The sequence below is a fragment of the Puniceibacterium confluentis genome (assembly GCF_007923445.1).
Taxonomy (GTDB): domain Bacteria; phylum Pseudomonadota; class Alphaproteobacteria; order Rhodobacterales; family Rhodobacteraceae; genus Puniceibacterium; species Puniceibacterium confluentis.
This window is the reverse complement of sequence record NZ_VOJI01000001.1, coordinates 505226-522172: the sequence shown is the minus strand read 5'-3', so window position 1 is coordinate 522172 and position 16947 is coordinate 505226. Positions and strand designations below refer to the sequence as shown.

Below are 16947 nucleotides of genomic sequence, written 5' to 3'. Positions count from 1 at the left end.
CAAACGGTCCGGTCCCGCCGGGCGCTCACGCCCCGTCCGCATGGGCAATCCGGGCCGCCAGAGCGTCGCCGAGCCCGATCGAAGGCTTGGCCGCCGGTCGCGCAAAGCTGCCGCGCGACGCGCCCACCGGACGCAGCGCCGCAAGGGTCACCGCCTGCAGCAGCGCCGCCGCGGCGCAATCGATCACCGGCACCGGAATGCGGTCACGCACCTGTTCCGCCAGCCCCGAGAGAGGCGCCCCGGCAAGCACGATGACATCGGCGGCATCTTCCTCCACGGCGCGCATCGCGAGGCCGACCAGCAGGTCGGTCTTTTCCGCCTGCACATCGGAGATGGAGCTGAACTGGCCGTCGAGCATCCGGACCGAGGCGCAGCGCGCCCCCAGCCGGTGCCAGTCGACGCATTCCCGGTACCACGGTCCCAGCGCCTGCGCGAAGGTCACGATGGAAAAGCGTCCGCCCAGCATGCAGGCGGTCAGCATCCCCGCCTCGGCCAGCCCGACCACCGGAATGTCGAACAACTCGCGCGCCGCGCCGAGCCCGGGATCACCAAAGGCCGCGATGATGGCCGCATCATAGTCCTGATGCCGCTCGGCGAGGATTTCGAGCACCGAAAGTCCGCCCAGCACCGCCTCGGTCCGGGTCGAGATATAGGGCACCCCGGTCGGGGCGGTCACACTGTCGAGTGTCACCCCCTCTGGCAGGACCCTGCGAGCCGCCTCGGTCAGAAGCTCGGTCAACGCCTCGGTGGTGTTGGGATTGATAAGAAGTATCTTCATGGCAATTCTGCTTTCGCGCGATCAATATCCGAGCACGTGGGGCAACCACGTCACGATATCGGGGAATATCAGGCACAGGATGAGCACGGCGTATTGCACCGCCACATAAGGCCAGACGTTGCGGATCAGGTCGGTCATCGAGACCCTCGTGATGCCGGACATCACGAAGAGCACCACGCCCACCGGCGGGGTCATCATGCCGATGACCAGGTTGAAGACGAAGAGGAAGCCGAAGAGCAACGGGTCGATGCCGAAGGTCCCGGCCACGGGAGCAAAGAGCGGGACCAGCATGATGTAGGCCGCGTTGGATTCGATGAACATGCCGACCACGATCAGCAGGCTCATCACCAGCACCAGAAAGACCATCGGGTTGTCGCTGACGCCTTTCAGGAAATCCGCCATCATCGCCGGCACCATGTCTATGGTGAAGAGAAAGGTGACCCCGGAGGCAAAGGCGATCAGCGCGCCGACCATGGCGGCGCCGATGGCTGCCTTGAACAGCGCAGGCGCCAAGTCCGAAAGTTTCAGTTCGCGGGTCACGAAGAAACCGACGATCACCGCGTAGGCGACGGCAATGCCAGCGCCCTCGGTGGGGGTGAACACGCCTCCGACGATTCCGCCGACCACTACCACGGGCATCGCCAGCACCGGCAGCGCCCGTCGGCACTCGCTGATTGCATTGCGGATCGAGAAACGGTCACCCGTCAACTTGAAACCGCGGCGCACCGAGAGCCAGGAGGCCACCGCCATGAAACCCAGCGTCAGCAGGATGCCCGGCACCACGCCGGCCATGAAGAGCCCACCCACGGAAACGGTCGAGCCGGCCATGAGCGCATAGACGATCATCGCGTTCGATGGCGGAATGATCGCGCCGAGATTGGCGGCCGAGGCGACCACGGCGCTGGAATAGCCGTCGTCATAGGTCTTGCGCATCGCCGGAACCAGGGTCGACCCCAGCGCCGAGGCCGAGGCCACCGCCGCGCCCGAAACTGCTGCCAGCATCATGCCGGCGACAATCGCCACATGCGCCAGCCCGCCGTGCACGCGCCCGACAAGCGCGTTTGCGAAATGGATCATCCGCGTCATGATTCCGGCGCGCACCATGAGCTCGCCCGCCAGCATGAAGAGCGGGATGGCCATCAGCGGAAAGCTGTCCACCGCATGCATCATGCGCTGCGGCATCACGCTCAGCTCGATCCCGCCGGCCAGCAGCCCGCCCAGCGTTGCCAGACCCAGCGCAAAGGCCAGCGGCATGCCGAGAAGGGCGAAGAAAAAGAAAACGATCACGACAATCAGGGTCATGCGAAAGCCTCGTCATTCCAGGTGTCGCGCCCGCCCCAGGCCAGCAGCAGCAGATGCGCCACGCTGTGTAGGGCAGCCAGCAACACGGCAATGTAATAGATCGCCGCCGTCATGTTCAGCGTCGGCATCATCTCGGGCCAGGTGTAGGCCGTCACTTCCCAGGCGAACCAGAAGATCACCGCCATGAGCCCCGCCGCCAGCACCGAAGATGCCCGGAACAGCCGGTCCTGCCAGATCTCGGGAAACTTCACGAACAACACGTCGATGCCGACGTGCACACCACGGCGAATGCCGTGCGGAATGGCCATGAACATGGCCCAGACAAAGGCCAGCCGCGCAACCTCTTCGGACCAGTCGATGGCGCTGGCAAAGGCGTAGCGGAACACCACTTGCGTCACCACCAGCAGTGCCATCACGCCCATCGCGCCGATCACCGCGTATCTGGTCACGGCGTCCACCCGCATCAGCGCGCCCCGCGCCCTGAGAAAAGCCGGCCCCCCAGTGGGAGGCCGGCCATGAGAGAATTGCGCGGTCATTCGGCAGCCGCTTCCTTGAGCACGAGATCGATCAGCTCTCCGCCAATCCGCTCTTTCAACTCGCCGATCACCGGCTGGCTGCGCTCGCGCAGTGCCGCGCGTGTCTCATCGCTGAGCGGGGTAAAGGTCATGCCGGTGTCGATCAGTGCCTGTCTGGATGCCTGGTCCTCGGTTGCCGCGGTCTCCCGCTGCCAGGTGATCGCCTCGTCCGCCGCGGCGCGCAGCGCGGCCTTGTGGTCGTCCGAAAGTCCGTCGAACTTGCGTTTGTTTGCCGCCAGCACGATGTAGTCAAAGAAGTGCCCGCTATCGGAAAGATGCGCCTGCACCTCGTCGAAGTTGCGGGAGGCGATGATCGAAAAGGGGTTTTCCTGGCCGTCCAGAACACCCTGTTGCAGAGCCGAATAGACTTCTGAAATCCCCATGGAAACCGGGTTCGCGCCGATCGCCCGGAATGTGGCGAGATGTGTCTCGTTGGGTTGCAGGCGGATCTTGAGCCCCTGGAAGTCATCGACGCTTTCAATGGCGCGCGTGTTGTTGGTCACGTTGCGCGAGCCAAGCTCCATCCAGCCCAACGCGACAAAGCCACGCTCGGCGAGCTTTTCGGCCAGCACCTCACCGGCCTTGCCGTCGATGACCCGAAACGCGGTTTCGCGGTCGGGATAGGCAAAGGGCAGCGAGACAGCCTCGAGCTCGGGCACGGTGCGCGACAGATAGGCCGAGCCGATCCAGGTGCCGAAGACAACGCCCGAGCGGACCTGGTCAACGTTTTCCTTGGCGCCGCCAAGCTGCATTGCCGGAAAGGTTTCGATGGTCAGATCGCCACCGGTCTTTTCCGATACGGCATCGGCAAAGCGTTCCATGGCAAGGGAACTGGAGTGGTCGACCGGGAAGTTTCCGGCGATCCGCAGCGTTTCGGCCAAAGCCGGTGCGGAAGTGGCGAGTGTCAGCGCGGCAACAGCGGCCCACGCAAAAGTCGGTTTCATCAGGTTTCTCCCATTACAACAAACAAAGCACCGACCAGTTTCACTGCGGCCGCCTCCGTGCTCTGTCCCAACGCGAACAGGGTTGATCATGCGAGAGCAGAAATCAAGAAAATTTTATATTAAAAATTATAATTAACGTAACGCACTAATTTATAAGAAATATTACGAATACACATCACCTGATGACCTGACATTTCATCGTCCGGCAACTGCGTGTTCGACCTCATTCATTCCGCGCCGGGAGCGCGCAAAGCCTCTGTGCATCCACACGGCGCTATCCGCTGCCCGCCTCAATTCGCTGATGCTCGCTTCGGCCAGCAAACCACTTTACATTCATGGGCTGCGGCCTGCGCCGGTCAGTCTCGGCGTTGGCACCGGCACGACTGCCACCGCACAGCTGTCGAACCGGATAATCGATCTCTTACAGAACCCGGCGATTGGCTGGGCCATTGACCGTTGGCCGCGGGCCCCGTCTGTGCCCGGCTTGCAAGCGGACTCGCGGCCAGATTACCGTTTCTGATTTCGCTCACGCCCGGTCCAACCGTGGACCGCGCCGACAGCCCGCCCCCCGGATGATCAGCAACCTGCTTGCGCGACAGCCCACAGGTCTGCATCGGCTCCACCAAAGAGCTTTCGGTTCGCCAGCCTCCATTCAGACCGTTTCCCAGGATTCCGGCCCAAGACGGTGCGCCGCCTCTCAGGCGGCGAATACATCCGCAGACCCTGGGCATCAGAGCCAGTAGCCCCGATCCGAACCCCGATCCGATGGCCGGGCCGAAGCGACGAGCAAGCCGCGGTTCCGTTTAATCGGTGGACGGACTGATCACGCGACCGGCGACACCCAGGTTCAGATGCTCAGATCTTTCGCAGATATGCCCAGGAAACGTATCCCTTCAGACCGCGCGCCCGCTCGAGGGAGACGTTGCACCAGCGCGTGCTGCCGGTTGACTGGCAACTGTGCACGCGCAAGACCGTTCCATTCGGAAGACCTACGATCACGCTGTAGCCCGTTCCGGGCCCCCCGCGCATTTTCAGCATGTCCTCTCCCTCGACGCCGAACACTTCGAAACGCCCGAGAGAGGCAGCCATCGCGGGGTCAGCGCCCAGGATGGCTCCCATCACACCTGACACCAGCGCGGCAATGACGGTTCTGCGCATTTCGTTCTCCTGCATGCTGCCTCGAACGCCTTTGTAATCCGCCTGAGGCGGCAAAGGAACAGGCACATGCGCGCAAAGTGCGGCGATGCAGAATTTCCCGTTGCGGGGCGCGGCCTGTTGGCAGGAATTTGCCAAGTGACCGGTCTGCTGTGCGTTCGGTCACGGCCGTGGTGGGTCGGGCGGATGCGCCCGGTTATGCAGCCTCTCCGGTCGCAAGGGCAAGACCGTCGATCACTGCGGTAAAGGCGTCCGAGCGCTGAAGCTTCGCCCCCGGACACACGTCCTGAACATGGCGTGTGATCATCGACATCAGGCTGGAACCGCCGACGAGGATCACGGTGCCAATCTGCTGCGGCGCGGTGCCTGCCTTGAGCAGCGTCTCGTACAGTGCGCCATTCAGGCGATCCCCGAATTCCACCAGTGCGGCATTCAGCGTACCCGGCGTGATCGGTGCCGACAGTCCGGCCTCGACAAACGCCATGTCGATCCTGGACTGCGGGACCGAAGCGTTTGCCGCGATCTTGCCCCGCTCGACCGCAAAGGCGAGTTCGTGGCCCAGCCTGTTGCGGATCACGGCGTCAAGCCGGGCGATCTTGTCAGGCTCCAGCGTGTGGCGCCGCAGGTCCTCGATGCTGCGCTCCGTATCGCGGGAGTACAGAAACGGTATCTTTGCCCATGTCGCGAGTTCGCGGTAGATCGCATTCGGCACCGGCAACAGACCGGTGCCGAAAGTGCGGCGCAGCTGGCCACCCTGTCCCAGCAACGGCATGACATGGGTCATCGAGACGGCATGATCAAAATCCGTGCCCCCCAGCCGGATACCGTGGCTGGCAAGGATCTCGACCCGCCCGCCTGTCATCCGGAACACCGAAAAATCGGACGTGCCGCCGCCGATGTCGACAATCAGGCCGGTCTCTCCGCTGCCTCCGATTCCATGCCCGGTGCGGGCGGCGGCTTCGGGTTCGGCGAGAAAGCGGACCTCGTCGAACCCGGCCGCATGGTAACAGGCCCGCAAATCCGCCTCGGCCCGGGCATCGCGCCCGGGATCGGACGAATGAAAATGCACCGGGCGTCCCGAGAGAACGCGCGTCAGTGTTTCGCCGGTCTCGGCTTCGGCGCGCTCCCGGATGCGGATCAGAAACGCCGTGACGATTTCGGAAAGGGTGCGTCGCCGGCCTTCGATCTGCCGCTCTTCGTGCAGCAGCGATGTGCCCAGAATGCTTTTCAGCGCGCGCATGTAGCGCCCTTCCTCTCCGGCGATCAGGGCTTTGCCCGCGGCTGCGCCAATGCGCATCGTGCCGCGATCCGCGGGAAAGAACACGGCCGTCGGCAGGATATCCTCGTCACCTTCGATCCGGATGCGCCGCGGCACACCGCCGTCAAGCACGGCGGCGGCCGAGTTCGAAGTTCCAAAATCTACAGCAAGAACGCGGGCGCACATCGACGTCATCCTCTGACCGGAAAGGGCCGGTACCTATCCAAGAGGTGCAGCTTCGGCAAGACGTGCCGGTGCGCCCGCGCTGTCTCAGAATCCCTCGAGCACGATCTTGCCGCGGGCGGTCCCGGTTTCGATAAGGGCATGCGCCTTTTTCAGGGTCTCGGCGTTGATCGGGCGCAGGGTTTCGGTCAGGGTGGTGCGGATCTTGCCGCTGTCGACCAGATCCGCCACCGCGTTCAACAACTTGCCCTGCTCGGCAATGTCGGGGGTCCCGAACATCGCGCGGGTGAACATCATTTCCCAGTGGATCGACACCGCCTTGCGCTTGAACCCCATGATATCAAGGGATTTTGGGTCGTCGATCAGGCCGAAACGTCCCTGCGGCGCGATCAGTTCGACAATCTCGGCAATGTGACGGTCCGTTTGCGTGGTCGCGAAAACAAAGGCCGGCGCGCCGATATCCAGCGCCGCGATCTGCGCCGCCAGCGGCTGGCTGTGGTCGATCACGTGGTGCGCGCCCAGTTCCCGCACCCAGTCCTGCGTTTCCGGACGCGAGGCTGTGGCGATCACCGTGAGATCGGTCAGTGCCCGTACGAGCTGGATCGTGATCGACCCGACACCGCCGGCACCACCGACAATCACGATGGCATTTGCCGCGCCCGGCACGGCCCGGCGGATGTCGAGGCGGTCAAACAGCATTTCCCAGGCGGTGATCGCGGTCAGTGGCAGCGCAGCGGCTTCGGCATCCGACAGCGTAGCCGGTTTTTTGCCGACAATCCGTTCGTCCACCAGATGAAAGGCACTGTTGGCGCCGGGGCGGGTGATGGATCCGGCATAAAACACCTGATCGCCGGTTTTGAACAAGGTCACCGCGTCGCCGGTTTCCACCACGGTCCCGACCGCATCCCAGCCCAGCACCTTGTAGGCGCCCGCTTCGGGGTCGGCGCTGCGGCGTACCTTGGTGTCGACCGGATTCACCGAAACGGCCGCGACCTCGACCAGAATGTCGTGCCCGGTGGGCTGTGGGCGCGGCAGTTCGATATCCTCGAGCGCATCCGCGCGGTCGATGGTCCCGCTGTTTCTGTATCCGATGGCTTTCATGGCACTTGCTCCGTGTGATTGATGTGGGCATTAATTGCGCCTATACACGCCATAGCGCAATACGCACAAAAAGTGCCTATAGTATCAAAAAGGGTACTGTAATGAACAAACCCCGGCATTCGCGGTTCGACTGTGCCCCCGGCTGCGCGGTCGAGGCGGCCATCGGGTTGATTGACGGCAAATGGAAGTCGATCATCCTGTTTCATCTGCTGCCCGGAACCCTGCGCTTCAACGAGATCCGCCGGGCCGTGACCGGCTGCTCGCCCAGAATGATGACCAAACAGTTGCGCGAACTCGAAGTGGACGGGCTGATCAGCCGCAAGGTCTATGCGCAGGTGCCCCCCAAGGTGGAATACACGCTGTCGCCCCTTGGCCGCAGCATGGAGCCGATCCTGCTGGCGCTCAAGACCTGGGGCGACGCCAACCTCAGCCGGTACGGAAAACCGCGCGTCGTCGATCCGCGAGTCCCTGACTGACACCCAAGGGCGCGCGAACCGGACAGCCCTGCCCATACGGGCACGGAATTTGGTCTGGCCGGAAGTCGCTCACACCTGCCAGGGCGCGGAGTCGGCCGGGTCGATGCCCAGATCCACGACGGCCTGTGCCAGCACTTCGCGCCCGACTGTGCCCTCGCGGACCAGGGCGTCGATCGCTGCCAAGGCGATGTGCTGGCGGTCAACCTCGAAAAACCGGCGCAGCGCGACGCGGCTGGCCGATCGGCCGAAACCGTCCGTGCCCAGAATCGTCATCCGGGCCCGCACATACGGCGCAATCTGCGCAGGCACGGCGCGCACGTAATCGCTTGCCGCGATCACCGGCGCAGGGCCTGCCAGCAGGGTTTCAACATGGCTGGTCTCTGACTGCCCCGTCAGTCGGTTCTGCCGGTCAGTCAGCGCAGCCTCTCGCGCCAGTTCGCTGAAGGACGTGGCCGACAGGACCTCTGCTGCAATGCCGTAGCCCTGTGCAAGGATCTCGGCGGCGGCCTGCACTTCGCGCAGGATGGTTCCGGCACCGATCAGCCGGACCTGCGCAGCGGCGTCTCCCCCGGGTCGGCTCAGTTGGTAAAGCCCGCGCAGAATTCCGTCCTCGACGCCCTGGGGAAGCGACGGCTGGGCGTAATTCTCGTTCATCACCGTGAGGTAAAAGAATTCATCGCGCTTTTCGTCGAGCATCCGCATCATGCCGTATTCCATGATCACCGCCAGCTCATAGGCAAAGCAGGGATCATAGGCGCGGCAGTTCGGCACCGTCGCGGCGATCAGGTGGCTCGATCCGTCCTGATGCTGCAATCCCTCGCCGGAAAGTGTCGTGCGGCCCGCGGTCGCCCCGAGCAGGAAGCCCCGTGCCCGCTGATCCGCCGCGGCCCAGATCAGATCGCCCACCCGCTGAAAGCCGAACATCGAGTAATAGATGTAGATTGGCAGCAACTCGACATCATGCGCCGAATAGGCGGTTGCGGCGGCGGTCCAGGACGACATGGCCCCGGCTTCGGTGATGCCCTCTTCCAGCAGCTGACCATCCTGCGCCTCGCGATAATACAGCATCGACCCGGCATCTTCCGGTTCGTACAACTGGCCCCTGGGCGCATAGATCCCGACCTGCCGGAACAGGTTGTCCATGCCAAAGGTGCGCGCCTCGTCGGCGACGATCGGCACCACACGGGGTCCGAACGCCTTGTCGCGGATCAGCCCGCTCATCATCCGGACCGCGGCCATGGTGGTGGACATCACCTTGCCGTCGGCGCAAAGCGCGAATCCGGCGTAGACATCGGGTGCCGGGCGGGCGGGCGCGCTGGTCCGGGCGGACGCCGCGCGCGCAGGCAGGTAGCCGCCCAGCGCCGCGCGCCGTGCCTTGAGATAGCGCATTTCGGCGCTGCTCTCGTCCGGGCGATAGAATTCCAGCGCCTCGACCGCAGCGTCGCTCAGCGGCAGCTCGAACCGGTCACGGAACGCCAGCAGGGCGGCAACGTCCAGCTTTTTGGCCTGATGCGCGATCATCCGGGATTCCCCGGCCCCGCCCATGCCGTACCCCTTCTTGGTCTTGGTCAGGATCACCGTCGGCTGACCCTTGTGCGCCTTTGCCGCGGCAAAGGCCGCGTGCAGTTTGTAAAGATCATGCCCGCCGCGTTTCAACGCATGGATCTGCGCATCGCTCATGCCCGCGACCAGCGCGGCCGTGGCGGGGTCGGCATCAAAGAACCTGTGCCGGTTGTAGTCGCCGTCCTTGGAGCCCAGGGTCTGATACTCTCCGTCCACGGTTTCGGCAAAGCGGCGCAGCAGCACATTGTCCGTGTCGCGCGCAAAGAGGTCATCCCATTCCGATCCCCACAGCACCTTGATCACGTTCCAGCCGGCCCCGGTGAACAGCGCCTCAAGCTCCTGGATGATCTGGCCATTGCCGCGTACAGGTCCGTCCAGCCTCTGGAGATTGCAGTTGACGATGAACGTCAGGTTATCCAGTCCTTCGCGCGCTGCGAGGGTCAGCGCGCCGATGCTTTCGGGTTCGTCCATCTCTCCGTCGCCGAATACGCCCCAGACATGGCGATCCTGGGTGTCGGCCAGCGCGCGCGCCTGAAGGTAACGCATGAACCGCGCCTGATAGATGGCCGACATCGGTCCGATCCCCATCGACCCGGTGGGCAGCTGCCAGAACGTGTCCATCAGCCAGGGGTGCGGATAGGAACACAGGCCCTTGCCCGGCACCTCCTGACGGTAATTGGCAATGTCCTCTTCGCCCAGTCGCCCTTCGAGAAAGGCGCGGGCATAGACACCGGGGGCAGAATGCGGCTGAAAGTACACGAGATCGCCGGCAAAGCCGTTGCCTGCCGCGCGGAAGAAGTGGTTGAAACCGACCTCGAAAATCTCGGCTGCCGAGGCATAGGATGCAATGTGCCCGCCCAGTTCGCCATAGGCACGGTTGGCCCGCACCACCATCGCCAGAGCATTCCAGCGGATGATCGAGGTGATCCGCTCTTCCAGCGCGGGATCGCCGGGATACGGTGGCTGCTGTACCAGCGGGATGGTGTTGCGATAGGCCGAGTAGGGCAAACCGGATGTGGTCACACCCAGTTGCCGCGCCTGCTCCCACACCTGTTCAAGGATGAATTTCGCCCGGTCCCGCCCCGCAACCGCGGACAGCGACTGAAGGGCGTCCAGCCATTCGGCCGTCTCGACCGGATCGGGGTCGTTCTGGCGGGCGGGCAATTGAAACGGTCTGGTCATCATGGCCTCCTGACGTGTGCAGGAAGGTTACGGGCATGCCCGCGCCGATGGGGGTCGGATATGGCTACACTTTGTACGCTGATTGCTGTAAATCAGCGCGTAAGTGTCAAACCAAGATGAAATCCGGCGCCGATGAGTGGAATGCTTGACAGCCTCGACCTCCGAATCCTGAAGGAACTGCAACGGGACGCACGCCTGTCGCACCAGGAGTTGAGCGAGCGCATCGGCCTGTCCCCGTCCCCCTGCGCCCGCCGCATCCGGAAACTTGAAGAGGCCGGCATCATCACGGGCTACACCGCACGCATCAACGAGCAGAAGCTGGGCTTTCAGTTCAGCGTGTTCGTGTCGGTGCGGCTGGATCAGCAGCGCGACAACCGGCTGGTCAGCTTTGAACAGGAAGTGACGCGATATGCCGAAGTGGTGGATTGCTGGCTGATGACCGGCAGCTTTGACTATCTCATGCGCGTCGCCGTGCGCAACCTGAACGAGTTCGAACATTTCCTGACCGGACGGCTGACCAAGATTCCGGGAGTGGCCTCGATCGAATCCTCGATCCCGATCCGCCGGGTCAAGGATCAGGCGACACGCATCACCTGATCCGTGCCGCCGCGTTGGGGTCAGGCCAGTTCTTTTGCCAGATGCTCGAACAGACGCGCGACCGCTTCGGCACCGGGGTCGACATGACCTTCCAATTGATCGGCGTTGATGTACGACGCGCGCCCGGCCCGGGCATGGGTCATCGCCGCCGTTCTGTCCGCCCCGTCGCGGGCCGCCTTTGCCGCTGTGGCCATGTCAACCTGCATCCCGTCCAGCGCCGGCCGCAGTGCATCCACCATGGTCCGGTCCCCGAGGTTGGCACCGCCGATTTCCTGCATCCGCTGCAACCCGGCAACCAGGGCGTCGCGCATCGGCAGCCCGGAGGACGACGCATCCCCGGCGGCGGCAAAGAAGATCGCCAGCAGAACGCCGGACGAGCCCCCCATCGTCTGGCTCAATTCCTGCTCGATCGCGCGGTAAAGCTGGGTCGGATCCGCCAGCGGCATGTGATCCAGGGCCTCGATCAACGCCCGCGCGGCCCCGGCCAGGGTAGAACCGGTGTCACCGTCGCCGGACTTGGCATCCAGCGCGTTCAGATCGCCTTCGGCATCGATCAGCACGTTGCAACAGCGGGTCAGAAACGCCTTGGTCGGTTCGTGCGCCGAGGGTGTCGCCTTGATCGGTGACAGTCCGTCGGGCAGCACAACCACCGTGTCGGCAACGAGTTCGACCACTCCCGGCCAGGCCCTGACGCCGCTGGGCGCGGAGAGAAGCGCAAGTTCCTGCGGGTCCGCCTGCAGTACGGAAATCGAGAATCCGCGCATGTCCAGCGACGTCATCAGCGCCCCCGGCCCGACAAGGTGGCTGATCTGCCCTCCAATTGCGGACCGGCGCAGCTCTGCCACCAGCACCGACATTTCCAGCACAGACACCCCACCGAGATTGTTCAGCAGCGCGACGCAGGGTGCGCCGCCCATCACGTTCTGCAGTTTGTTCGCCATCGCCATCATCGCCTGGCGCGCACTTTCATAGGGGATTTGCTCGACCCCGGCTTCGCCGTGGATGCCCAGCCCCAGTTCCGCCATGCCCGGCGGAATGCGTTTCTCCTTGGGCGAACCCGGAACCGTGCAGGTGTCCAGCGACATGCCGATGCTGTGGATCTTGCCGATCACCTGATCGGCGGCCGCAGTGACATCCTCGAGGCTGGCGCCCTGCTCTGCCAGCGCCCCCGCGATCTTGTGCACAAACAGCGTGCCCGCCACACCCCGCGCCTGCGGCAACGCGGGCAGGGCGATATCGTCGTCGACCACAACCATGCTGACCCTGTGCCCAAAGGCGCGGGCACGCTCGGCTGCGAGACCAAAGTTCAGACGGTCGCCGGTATAGTTCTTGACGATCAGCAGGCAGCCCGCGGGACCGGTCACGGCAAGTATTCCCGCCAGAACCGCATCCACCGAGGGCGAGGCAAAGATATCGCCGCAAACGGCGGCGGTCAGCATGCCCTGTCCGACAAAGCCCGCATGCGCCGGTTCATGGCCAGAACCGCCGCCCGAGACCAGCGCCACCTTTGACTTGTCCCAGTCGGAGCGCACCACCACCCGGATGTGAGGATAACCGTCCAGCCGGGACAACGCGCCGCCCGAGGCGGCTATTGTGCCGTCGATGGCGTCGGTCACCATGTCGTCTTTCTTGTTCATGAAATGGGTCATGTGGTGCTCCCTCCCCCCAGCCTTGCGCCGTCGGCGTCGAAGTACAGAGGTGTCTTCGGTTGGATTTTGACGATATCGCCGGTGGCCAGCGGCGTGTGGGCGTCGGTCACGGTGATCAGGTCATGATTGCGGAACGACAGATGCAGGCGGGTCTGGTCCCCGAGGTGTTCGACCCGGTTGACAAAGCTGTCCTCTCCGGAGCCCTGCAGGATATGTTCGGGGCGCAGTCCGATAAAGGCCGCCCCCCGGGGAGCACCGGCAAAGATATCTGCGGGCAGGACGTTGATGCGCGGCTGGCCCAGGCGACTGGCGGCATACAGGCTGACCGGTTCCTCGTAGATTTCGCGCGGGGTGCCGAACTGCACCAGACGGCCCTGGTCCAGCACGCCGACATGGGTGGCCATGGTCATCGCCTCGACCTGATCGTGGGTGACATACAGCAGAGTCGCGCCGGAATTGGCCTGAATGCTTTTCAACTCGATCCGCAGATCCGAGCGCAGCTTGGCATCCAGAGAACTGAGCGGTTCGTCCATGAGGTACACGGACGGATTGCGCACAAGCGCCCGCCCGATGGACACGCGCTGCATCTCGCCGCCCGACAGCGCCGTCGCCTTGTTGTCCAGCTTGTGGGAGATCTGCAGAACTTCGGCCACTTCGGCGACCTTGCGGGTGATGACATCGGCAGGGGTGCGCAGGGCCGGCGATTTCAGCGGAAATTCCAGGTTCTCGCGCACCGTCAGATGCGGATACAGCGAGTATTGCTGGAACACCATCGCCACGTCGCGTTGTGCCGGGGTCAGTCCGGCCATGTCGCGCCCGCCAATGGAAATACTGCCCGCGTCGGGCACGTCCAGCCCCGACACCATGCGCAACGTCGTCGTCTTGCCCGCGCCGGTCGGCCCGAGCAGCACGACGAAAGAACCATGCGGCACCACCATCGAGACGTCAGACAGGGCGACATCAGCGCCAAAGCGCTTGGAAACATTCCTCAGGATGACCTCAGCCATGTGACAGCACCTCGTGGTTGGCATCCGACACCAATGCGCGGCCGGTTCCCGCAGCAAACAGCGTCAGGGTGCGGGCGTCGAAATCAAGGCCGGTGCGGTCCCCCACCCGGATCACCTCGTGCGAGGGGACACGCGCCTTGATGCGGCCGTGTTCACAATCCAGCGTGATGATCTGCGTGGTACCGAGGTATTCGGTCGCCACGATCCTGCCGCGATAGGGGGCGGCATCGCTCAGGCGCACATGTTCCGGCCGCACCCCCAGCGTCAGCTCGCCACTGGCCCCTGTCCTTTGGCGCGGCAGCGCTATGGTGCAATCACCGACGTGCACCTCGGTCGCGCCGTTGCCGACGGTGCCGCGGAAGTCGAGGAAATTCATCGGCGGCGAGCCGATGAACTCCGCCACGAATTTGGTCGCGGGCCAGTCATAAATCTGTTGCGGCACGCCGAACTGTTCCACCACGCCATGGTTCATCACCACGATCTTGTCCCCCATCTGCATGGCCTCAAGCTGGTCATGGGTCACATAGACGGTGGTTGCCCCCATCCGGTCGTGCAGTGCGCGCAATTCCTGCGACATGTGTTCACGGAATTCGGCATCCAGTGCGCCAAGCGGTTCGTCCATGAAGAAGGCCTTGGGATCCCGTACAATGGCGCGGCCCAGCGCCACGCGTTGCCGGTCGCCCCCCGACAGCCCACCGACAGGGCGGCTCAGAATGTCCTCGATCCCGAGGATCCTGGCCACTTCGGCAACTTTCCGTTTCACCTGCGCACGGGGCATGCCCTGGCTGCGCAGCGGATACGAGATGTTCTGGCCGACGTTCATGTGCGGATAAAGTGCGAACATCTGGAACACAAAGGCGATGTCGCGCTGGCTGGCGCGCTTCATGCCCACCTCTTCGCCGTCGATGTAGATTTCGCCGCTGGTGGGCAGTTCCAGCCCCGCCATCATCCGCAGCGTTGTCGTCTTTCCGCATCCCGAGGGGCCGAGCAGCATGAAGAATTCGCCATCCTCAATGGTGAAGGTCGAGGATTTCACCGCGTTGAACGCCCCGAAATCCTTGCGCACGTTTTCAATTCTGATCTGTGCCATGGTCTACTCCGGGAAATGGCTGACGATGATGAACATCACCGTGCCAACCAGCGTGACGACAAAGGAATAGGTGAACAGCACCAGTGCAAAAGGCTGCATCAGCATGACAACACCCAGCGCGATCAGCACGGAGGCCAGCATTTCCCAGGGCGCGCGCCGCAGCCGCAAGAGGTCTTTGAGGAAGGTCGTCATTTGCGCACCGCTCCGAATGTGATCCCGCGCAGCAGATGTTTGCGCAGCAGGATGGTGAACACCATGACCGGGACGAGGAAGATCGTCGCTCCGGCGGCGACGGCCGGCCAGTCCTTGCCGCCGACGCCGATGATGGTTGGAATGAACGGCGGCGCGGTCTGCGCCGTGCCCGAGGTCAACAGCACCGCAAAGGCGTATTCGTTCCAGGCAAAGATCAGGCAGAAGATCGCGGTCGAGGCGATGCCGGTCGCCGCCTGTGGCAGCACAACCTTGTAGAAGGCCTGAAACCGGGTGTAGCCGTCGATCAGCGCCGCCTCTTCGTATTCGACCGGGATTTCGTCGATGAACCCCTTGAGCAGCCAGACCGACAGCGACAGGTTCACCGCCGTGTATAGCAGGATCATCCCCAGATGGGTGTCATTGAGACCGATCTGGCGAAACATCAGAAAGATCGGGATCGCCACGGCGATGGGGGGCATCATCCGGGTCGACAGGATGAAGAACAGCAGATCGTCCTTCAGCGGCACCCGGAACCGGCTGAAGGCATAGGCAGCCGCCGTGCCCAGCACCATGCACAGCACGGTCGAACCGAAACCGATGATCACCGAGTTCAGGAACCGCTCGCCGTAGCGCGACGGCCCGGCGATCACCATGCCCTGATCGCGCACGATCTCTTCGTACCACGTGGCGGGCGGCGGCAGGGCCTGGAAGGTTTCCTCGGTCACGCGGGTGCGGGCGGTGAACAGGTTGACATAGCCTTCCATTGTCGGCTCGAACACCACCTTGGGCGGATAGGCGATGGCGTCCGCGGGGGTCTTGAACCCTGTTGCGATGATCCAGAGCAGCGGAAGAATGGTGATGACCGCGTATCCGATGACCGCAATTCCGGCGATCCATTTGGTGCGGGGGGCGGGTTCCGTGACGGAAAAGCTCATCTTTCTTTCACCTTGTTCAGGGCCTTGACGTAGATCGAGGCGAGACCGAAGACCGTGACGAACAGGATCACCGCATAGGCCGAGGCATAGCCGGTGCGCCATCTCTCGAAGGCTTCGCGTTTCAGGTCGATCGACGTCAGGGTGGTGGTGTTGCCCGGCCCGCCGCCGGTCAGCTGCACCACGAGATCGAACATCTTGAAATTCTCGATGCCCCGGAACAGCACCGCCAGCATCAGGAACGGCAGCGCCATCGGAATGGTGATGGTCCAGAACTGACGCCACTTGCTGGCACGGTCACACTCAGCCGCCTCGTAGATGCTGTCAGGGATCGACCGCAGCCCGGCGAGGCAGATCAGCATCACGAAAGGCGTCCACATCCAGGTATCGGCGATCACGATCGCCCAGGGCGCGAGGTTGACATCACCGATCATCGAGAATGACGCCGGATCGGCTCCGCTGAAGAAGGCGATGACGTAATTGAACAATCCGATCTGAGGCTGATACAGAAAGGTCCAGAAGTTGCCGACCACGGCCGGCGACAACATCATCGGCAGCACGATCACCGTCGTCCACAGATCGTTGCCCTTGAACTTCTGGTTGATCAGCCAGGCCAGAGCAAAGCCGATGACGACCTGCAACGCGATGCTCCAGAGCAGGAAATGCGCCGTCGCCTGCATCGTCTCCCAGGTGCCGCTGTCGGTGAGGATGCGTTCATAATTGCGCAGTCCAACCCACTCGACATCGCGGTTCGGGCGGTTGACGCGAAAATCGGTAAAGCTGAGACGGATCGTCCAGATCAGCGGAAAGATGTTGACCGCGAGCAGCAGAAATATCGACGGGGCAACAAAAATCCAGGCAATGGTGCGGTCCGAGAGGCCACGAATCCGTCTGGCCATCGGTTCCGGTGTCGCCTTGGCCATCTTCTCGATCGGCGCATGTGTCATCGAAGGGGTCCTTTTC

General features: G+C 63.4%; 16 protein-coding genes. 2 read left to right on the top strand and 14 right to left on the bottom strand.

Annotated elements, in window-relative coordinates; genetic code table 11:
* Nucleotides 1–25: 25 nt before the first annotated feature.
* The 7 genes from FOY53_RS02450 to FOY53_RS02420 all read right to left on the bottom strand — a co-directional run bounded on the left by FOY53_RS02450 (nucleotide 26) and on the right by FOY53_RS02420 (nucleotide 7296).
* Nucleotides 26–778, bottom strand: a complete 753-nt coding sequence (locus FOY53_RS02450) for an aspartate/glutamate racemase family protein (RefSeq protein ID WP_146585317.1) — start codon at nucleotides 776–778, stop codon at nucleotides 26–28.
* Nucleotides 779–799: 21 nt separating this feature from the next.
* Nucleotides 800–2080 (bottom strand): TRAP transporter large permease, encoded by a 1281-nt coding sequence (locus tag FOY53_RS02445; protein ID WP_146585315.1) that lies wholly within the window; start codon nucleotides 2078–2080, stop codon nucleotides 800–802.
* Nucleotides 2077–2529: a TRAP transporter small permease gene (locus FOY53_RS02440; protein WP_186766485.1), complete on the bottom strand. Its 453-nt coding sequence runs from the start codon at nucleotides 2527–2529 to the stop codon at nucleotides 2077–2079. Before FOY53_RS02440 ends, FOY53_RS02445 begins: the two co-directional genes overlap by 4 nt.
* A gap of 83 nt (nucleotides 2530–2612) precedes the next feature.
* Entirely contained in the window at nucleotides 2613–3599 is a 987-nt protein-coding gene (locus FOY53_RS02435; protein ID WP_146585311.1) for a TRAP transporter substrate-binding protein, read from the bottom strand.
* Nucleotides 3600–4454: 855 nt separating this feature from the next.
* Nucleotides 4455–4757, bottom strand: a complete 303-nt coding sequence (locus FOY53_RS02430; RefSeq protein WP_146585308.1) for an SH3 domain-containing protein — start codon at nucleotides 4755–4757, stop codon at nucleotides 4455–4457.
* Between the two features lie 193 nt (nucleotides 4758–4950).
* The gene (locus tag FOY53_RS02425) at nucleotides 4951–6198 is read right to left on the bottom strand and encodes an Hsp70 family protein (protein WP_146585306.1); all 1248 of its coding nucleotides are present in this window, start codon (nucleotides 6196–6198) and stop codon (nucleotides 4951–4953) included.
* Nucleotides 6199–6282: 84 nt separating this feature from the next.
* Nucleotides 6283–7296, bottom strand: coding sequence for a zinc-binding alcohol dehydrogenase family protein (locus tag FOY53_RS02420; protein WP_146585304.1), 1014 nt, complete (start codon nucleotides 7294–7296; stop codon nucleotides 6283–6285).
* A gap of 101 nt (nucleotides 7297–7397) precedes the next feature.
* Here FOY53_RS02420 and FOY53_RS02415 point away from each other — a divergent pair, with 101 nt between their 5' ends.
* Nucleotides 7398–7772 carry a winged helix-turn-helix transcriptional regulator gene (locus FOY53_RS02415; RefSeq protein ID WP_146585302.1) on the top strand — a complete coding sequence of 125 codons (375 nt, stop codon included), beginning with the start codon at nucleotides 7398–7400 and terminating at the stop codon, nucleotides 7770–7772.
* A gap of 69 nt (nucleotides 7773–7841) precedes the next feature.
* Here FOY53_RS02415 and mdeB read toward each other — a convergent pair whose 3' ends face one another.
* Complete coding sequence (gene mdeB, locus FOY53_RS02410) at nucleotides 7842–10517, bottom strand: alpha-ketoglutarate dehydrogenase (protein ID WP_246107248.1); 2676 nt, start codon at nucleotides 10515–10517, stop codon at nucleotides 7842–7844.
* Nucleotides 10518–10649: 132 nt separating this feature from the next.
* Between mdeB and FOY53_RS02405 the strand changes: the two genes are divergently transcribed.
* Entirely contained in the window at nucleotides 10650–11114 is a 465-nt protein-coding gene (locus FOY53_RS02405) for an Lrp/AsnC family transcriptional regulator (protein WP_146585298.1), read from the top strand.
* 20 nt (nucleotides 11115–11134) lie between these two features.
* On the opposite strand, the gene FOY53_RS02400 is transcribed toward FOY53_RS02405, so the two are convergent.
* Genes FOY53_RS02400 through FOY53_RS02375 form a run of 6 tightly spaced genes read right to left on the bottom strand, consistent with a single transcriptional unit; the run spans nucleotide 11135 to nucleotide 16931 of the window.
* On the bottom strand, nucleotides 11135–12763 hold the full coding sequence (locus FOY53_RS02400) for a dihydroxyacetone kinase subunit DhaK (RefSeq protein WP_146585296.1): 1629 nt from the start codon (nucleotides 12761–12763) through the stop codon (nucleotides 11135–11137).
* Nucleotides 12760–13770, bottom strand: coding sequence for an ABC transporter ATP-binding protein (locus FOY53_RS02395; protein ID WP_146585293.1), 1011 nt, complete (start codon nucleotides 13768–13770; stop codon nucleotides 12760–12762). Before FOY53_RS02395 ends, FOY53_RS02400 begins: the two co-directional genes overlap by 4 nt.
* Nucleotides 13763–14860, bottom strand: a complete 1098-nt coding sequence (locus FOY53_RS02390) for an ABC transporter ATP-binding protein (protein ID WP_146585291.1) — start codon at nucleotides 14858–14860, stop codon at nucleotides 13763–13765. The genes FOY53_RS02395 and FOY53_RS02390 overlap by 8 nt, the downstream gene beginning before the upstream one ends.
* A gap of 3 nt (nucleotides 14861–14863) precedes the next feature.
* A complete protein-coding gene (locus FOY53_RS02385) occupies nucleotides 14864–15052 on the bottom strand; it encodes a hypothetical protein (RefSeq protein WP_146585289.1) in 189 nt (62 codons plus the stop codon).
* Nucleotides 15049–15987, bottom strand: a complete 939-nt coding sequence (locus FOY53_RS02380) for a carbohydrate ABC transporter permease (RefSeq protein WP_146585286.1) — start codon at nucleotides 15985–15987, stop codon at nucleotides 15049–15051. Before FOY53_RS02380 ends, FOY53_RS02385 begins: the two co-directional genes overlap by 4 nt.
* The gene (locus tag FOY53_RS02375; RefSeq protein WP_146585285.1) at nucleotides 15984–16931 is read right to left on the bottom strand and encodes a carbohydrate ABC transporter permease; all 948 of its coding nucleotides are present in this window, start codon (nucleotides 16929–16931) and stop codon (nucleotides 15984–15986) included. The genes FOY53_RS02380 and FOY53_RS02375 overlap by 4 nt, the downstream gene beginning before the upstream one ends.
* Nucleotides 16932–16947: the final 16 nt, after the last annotated feature.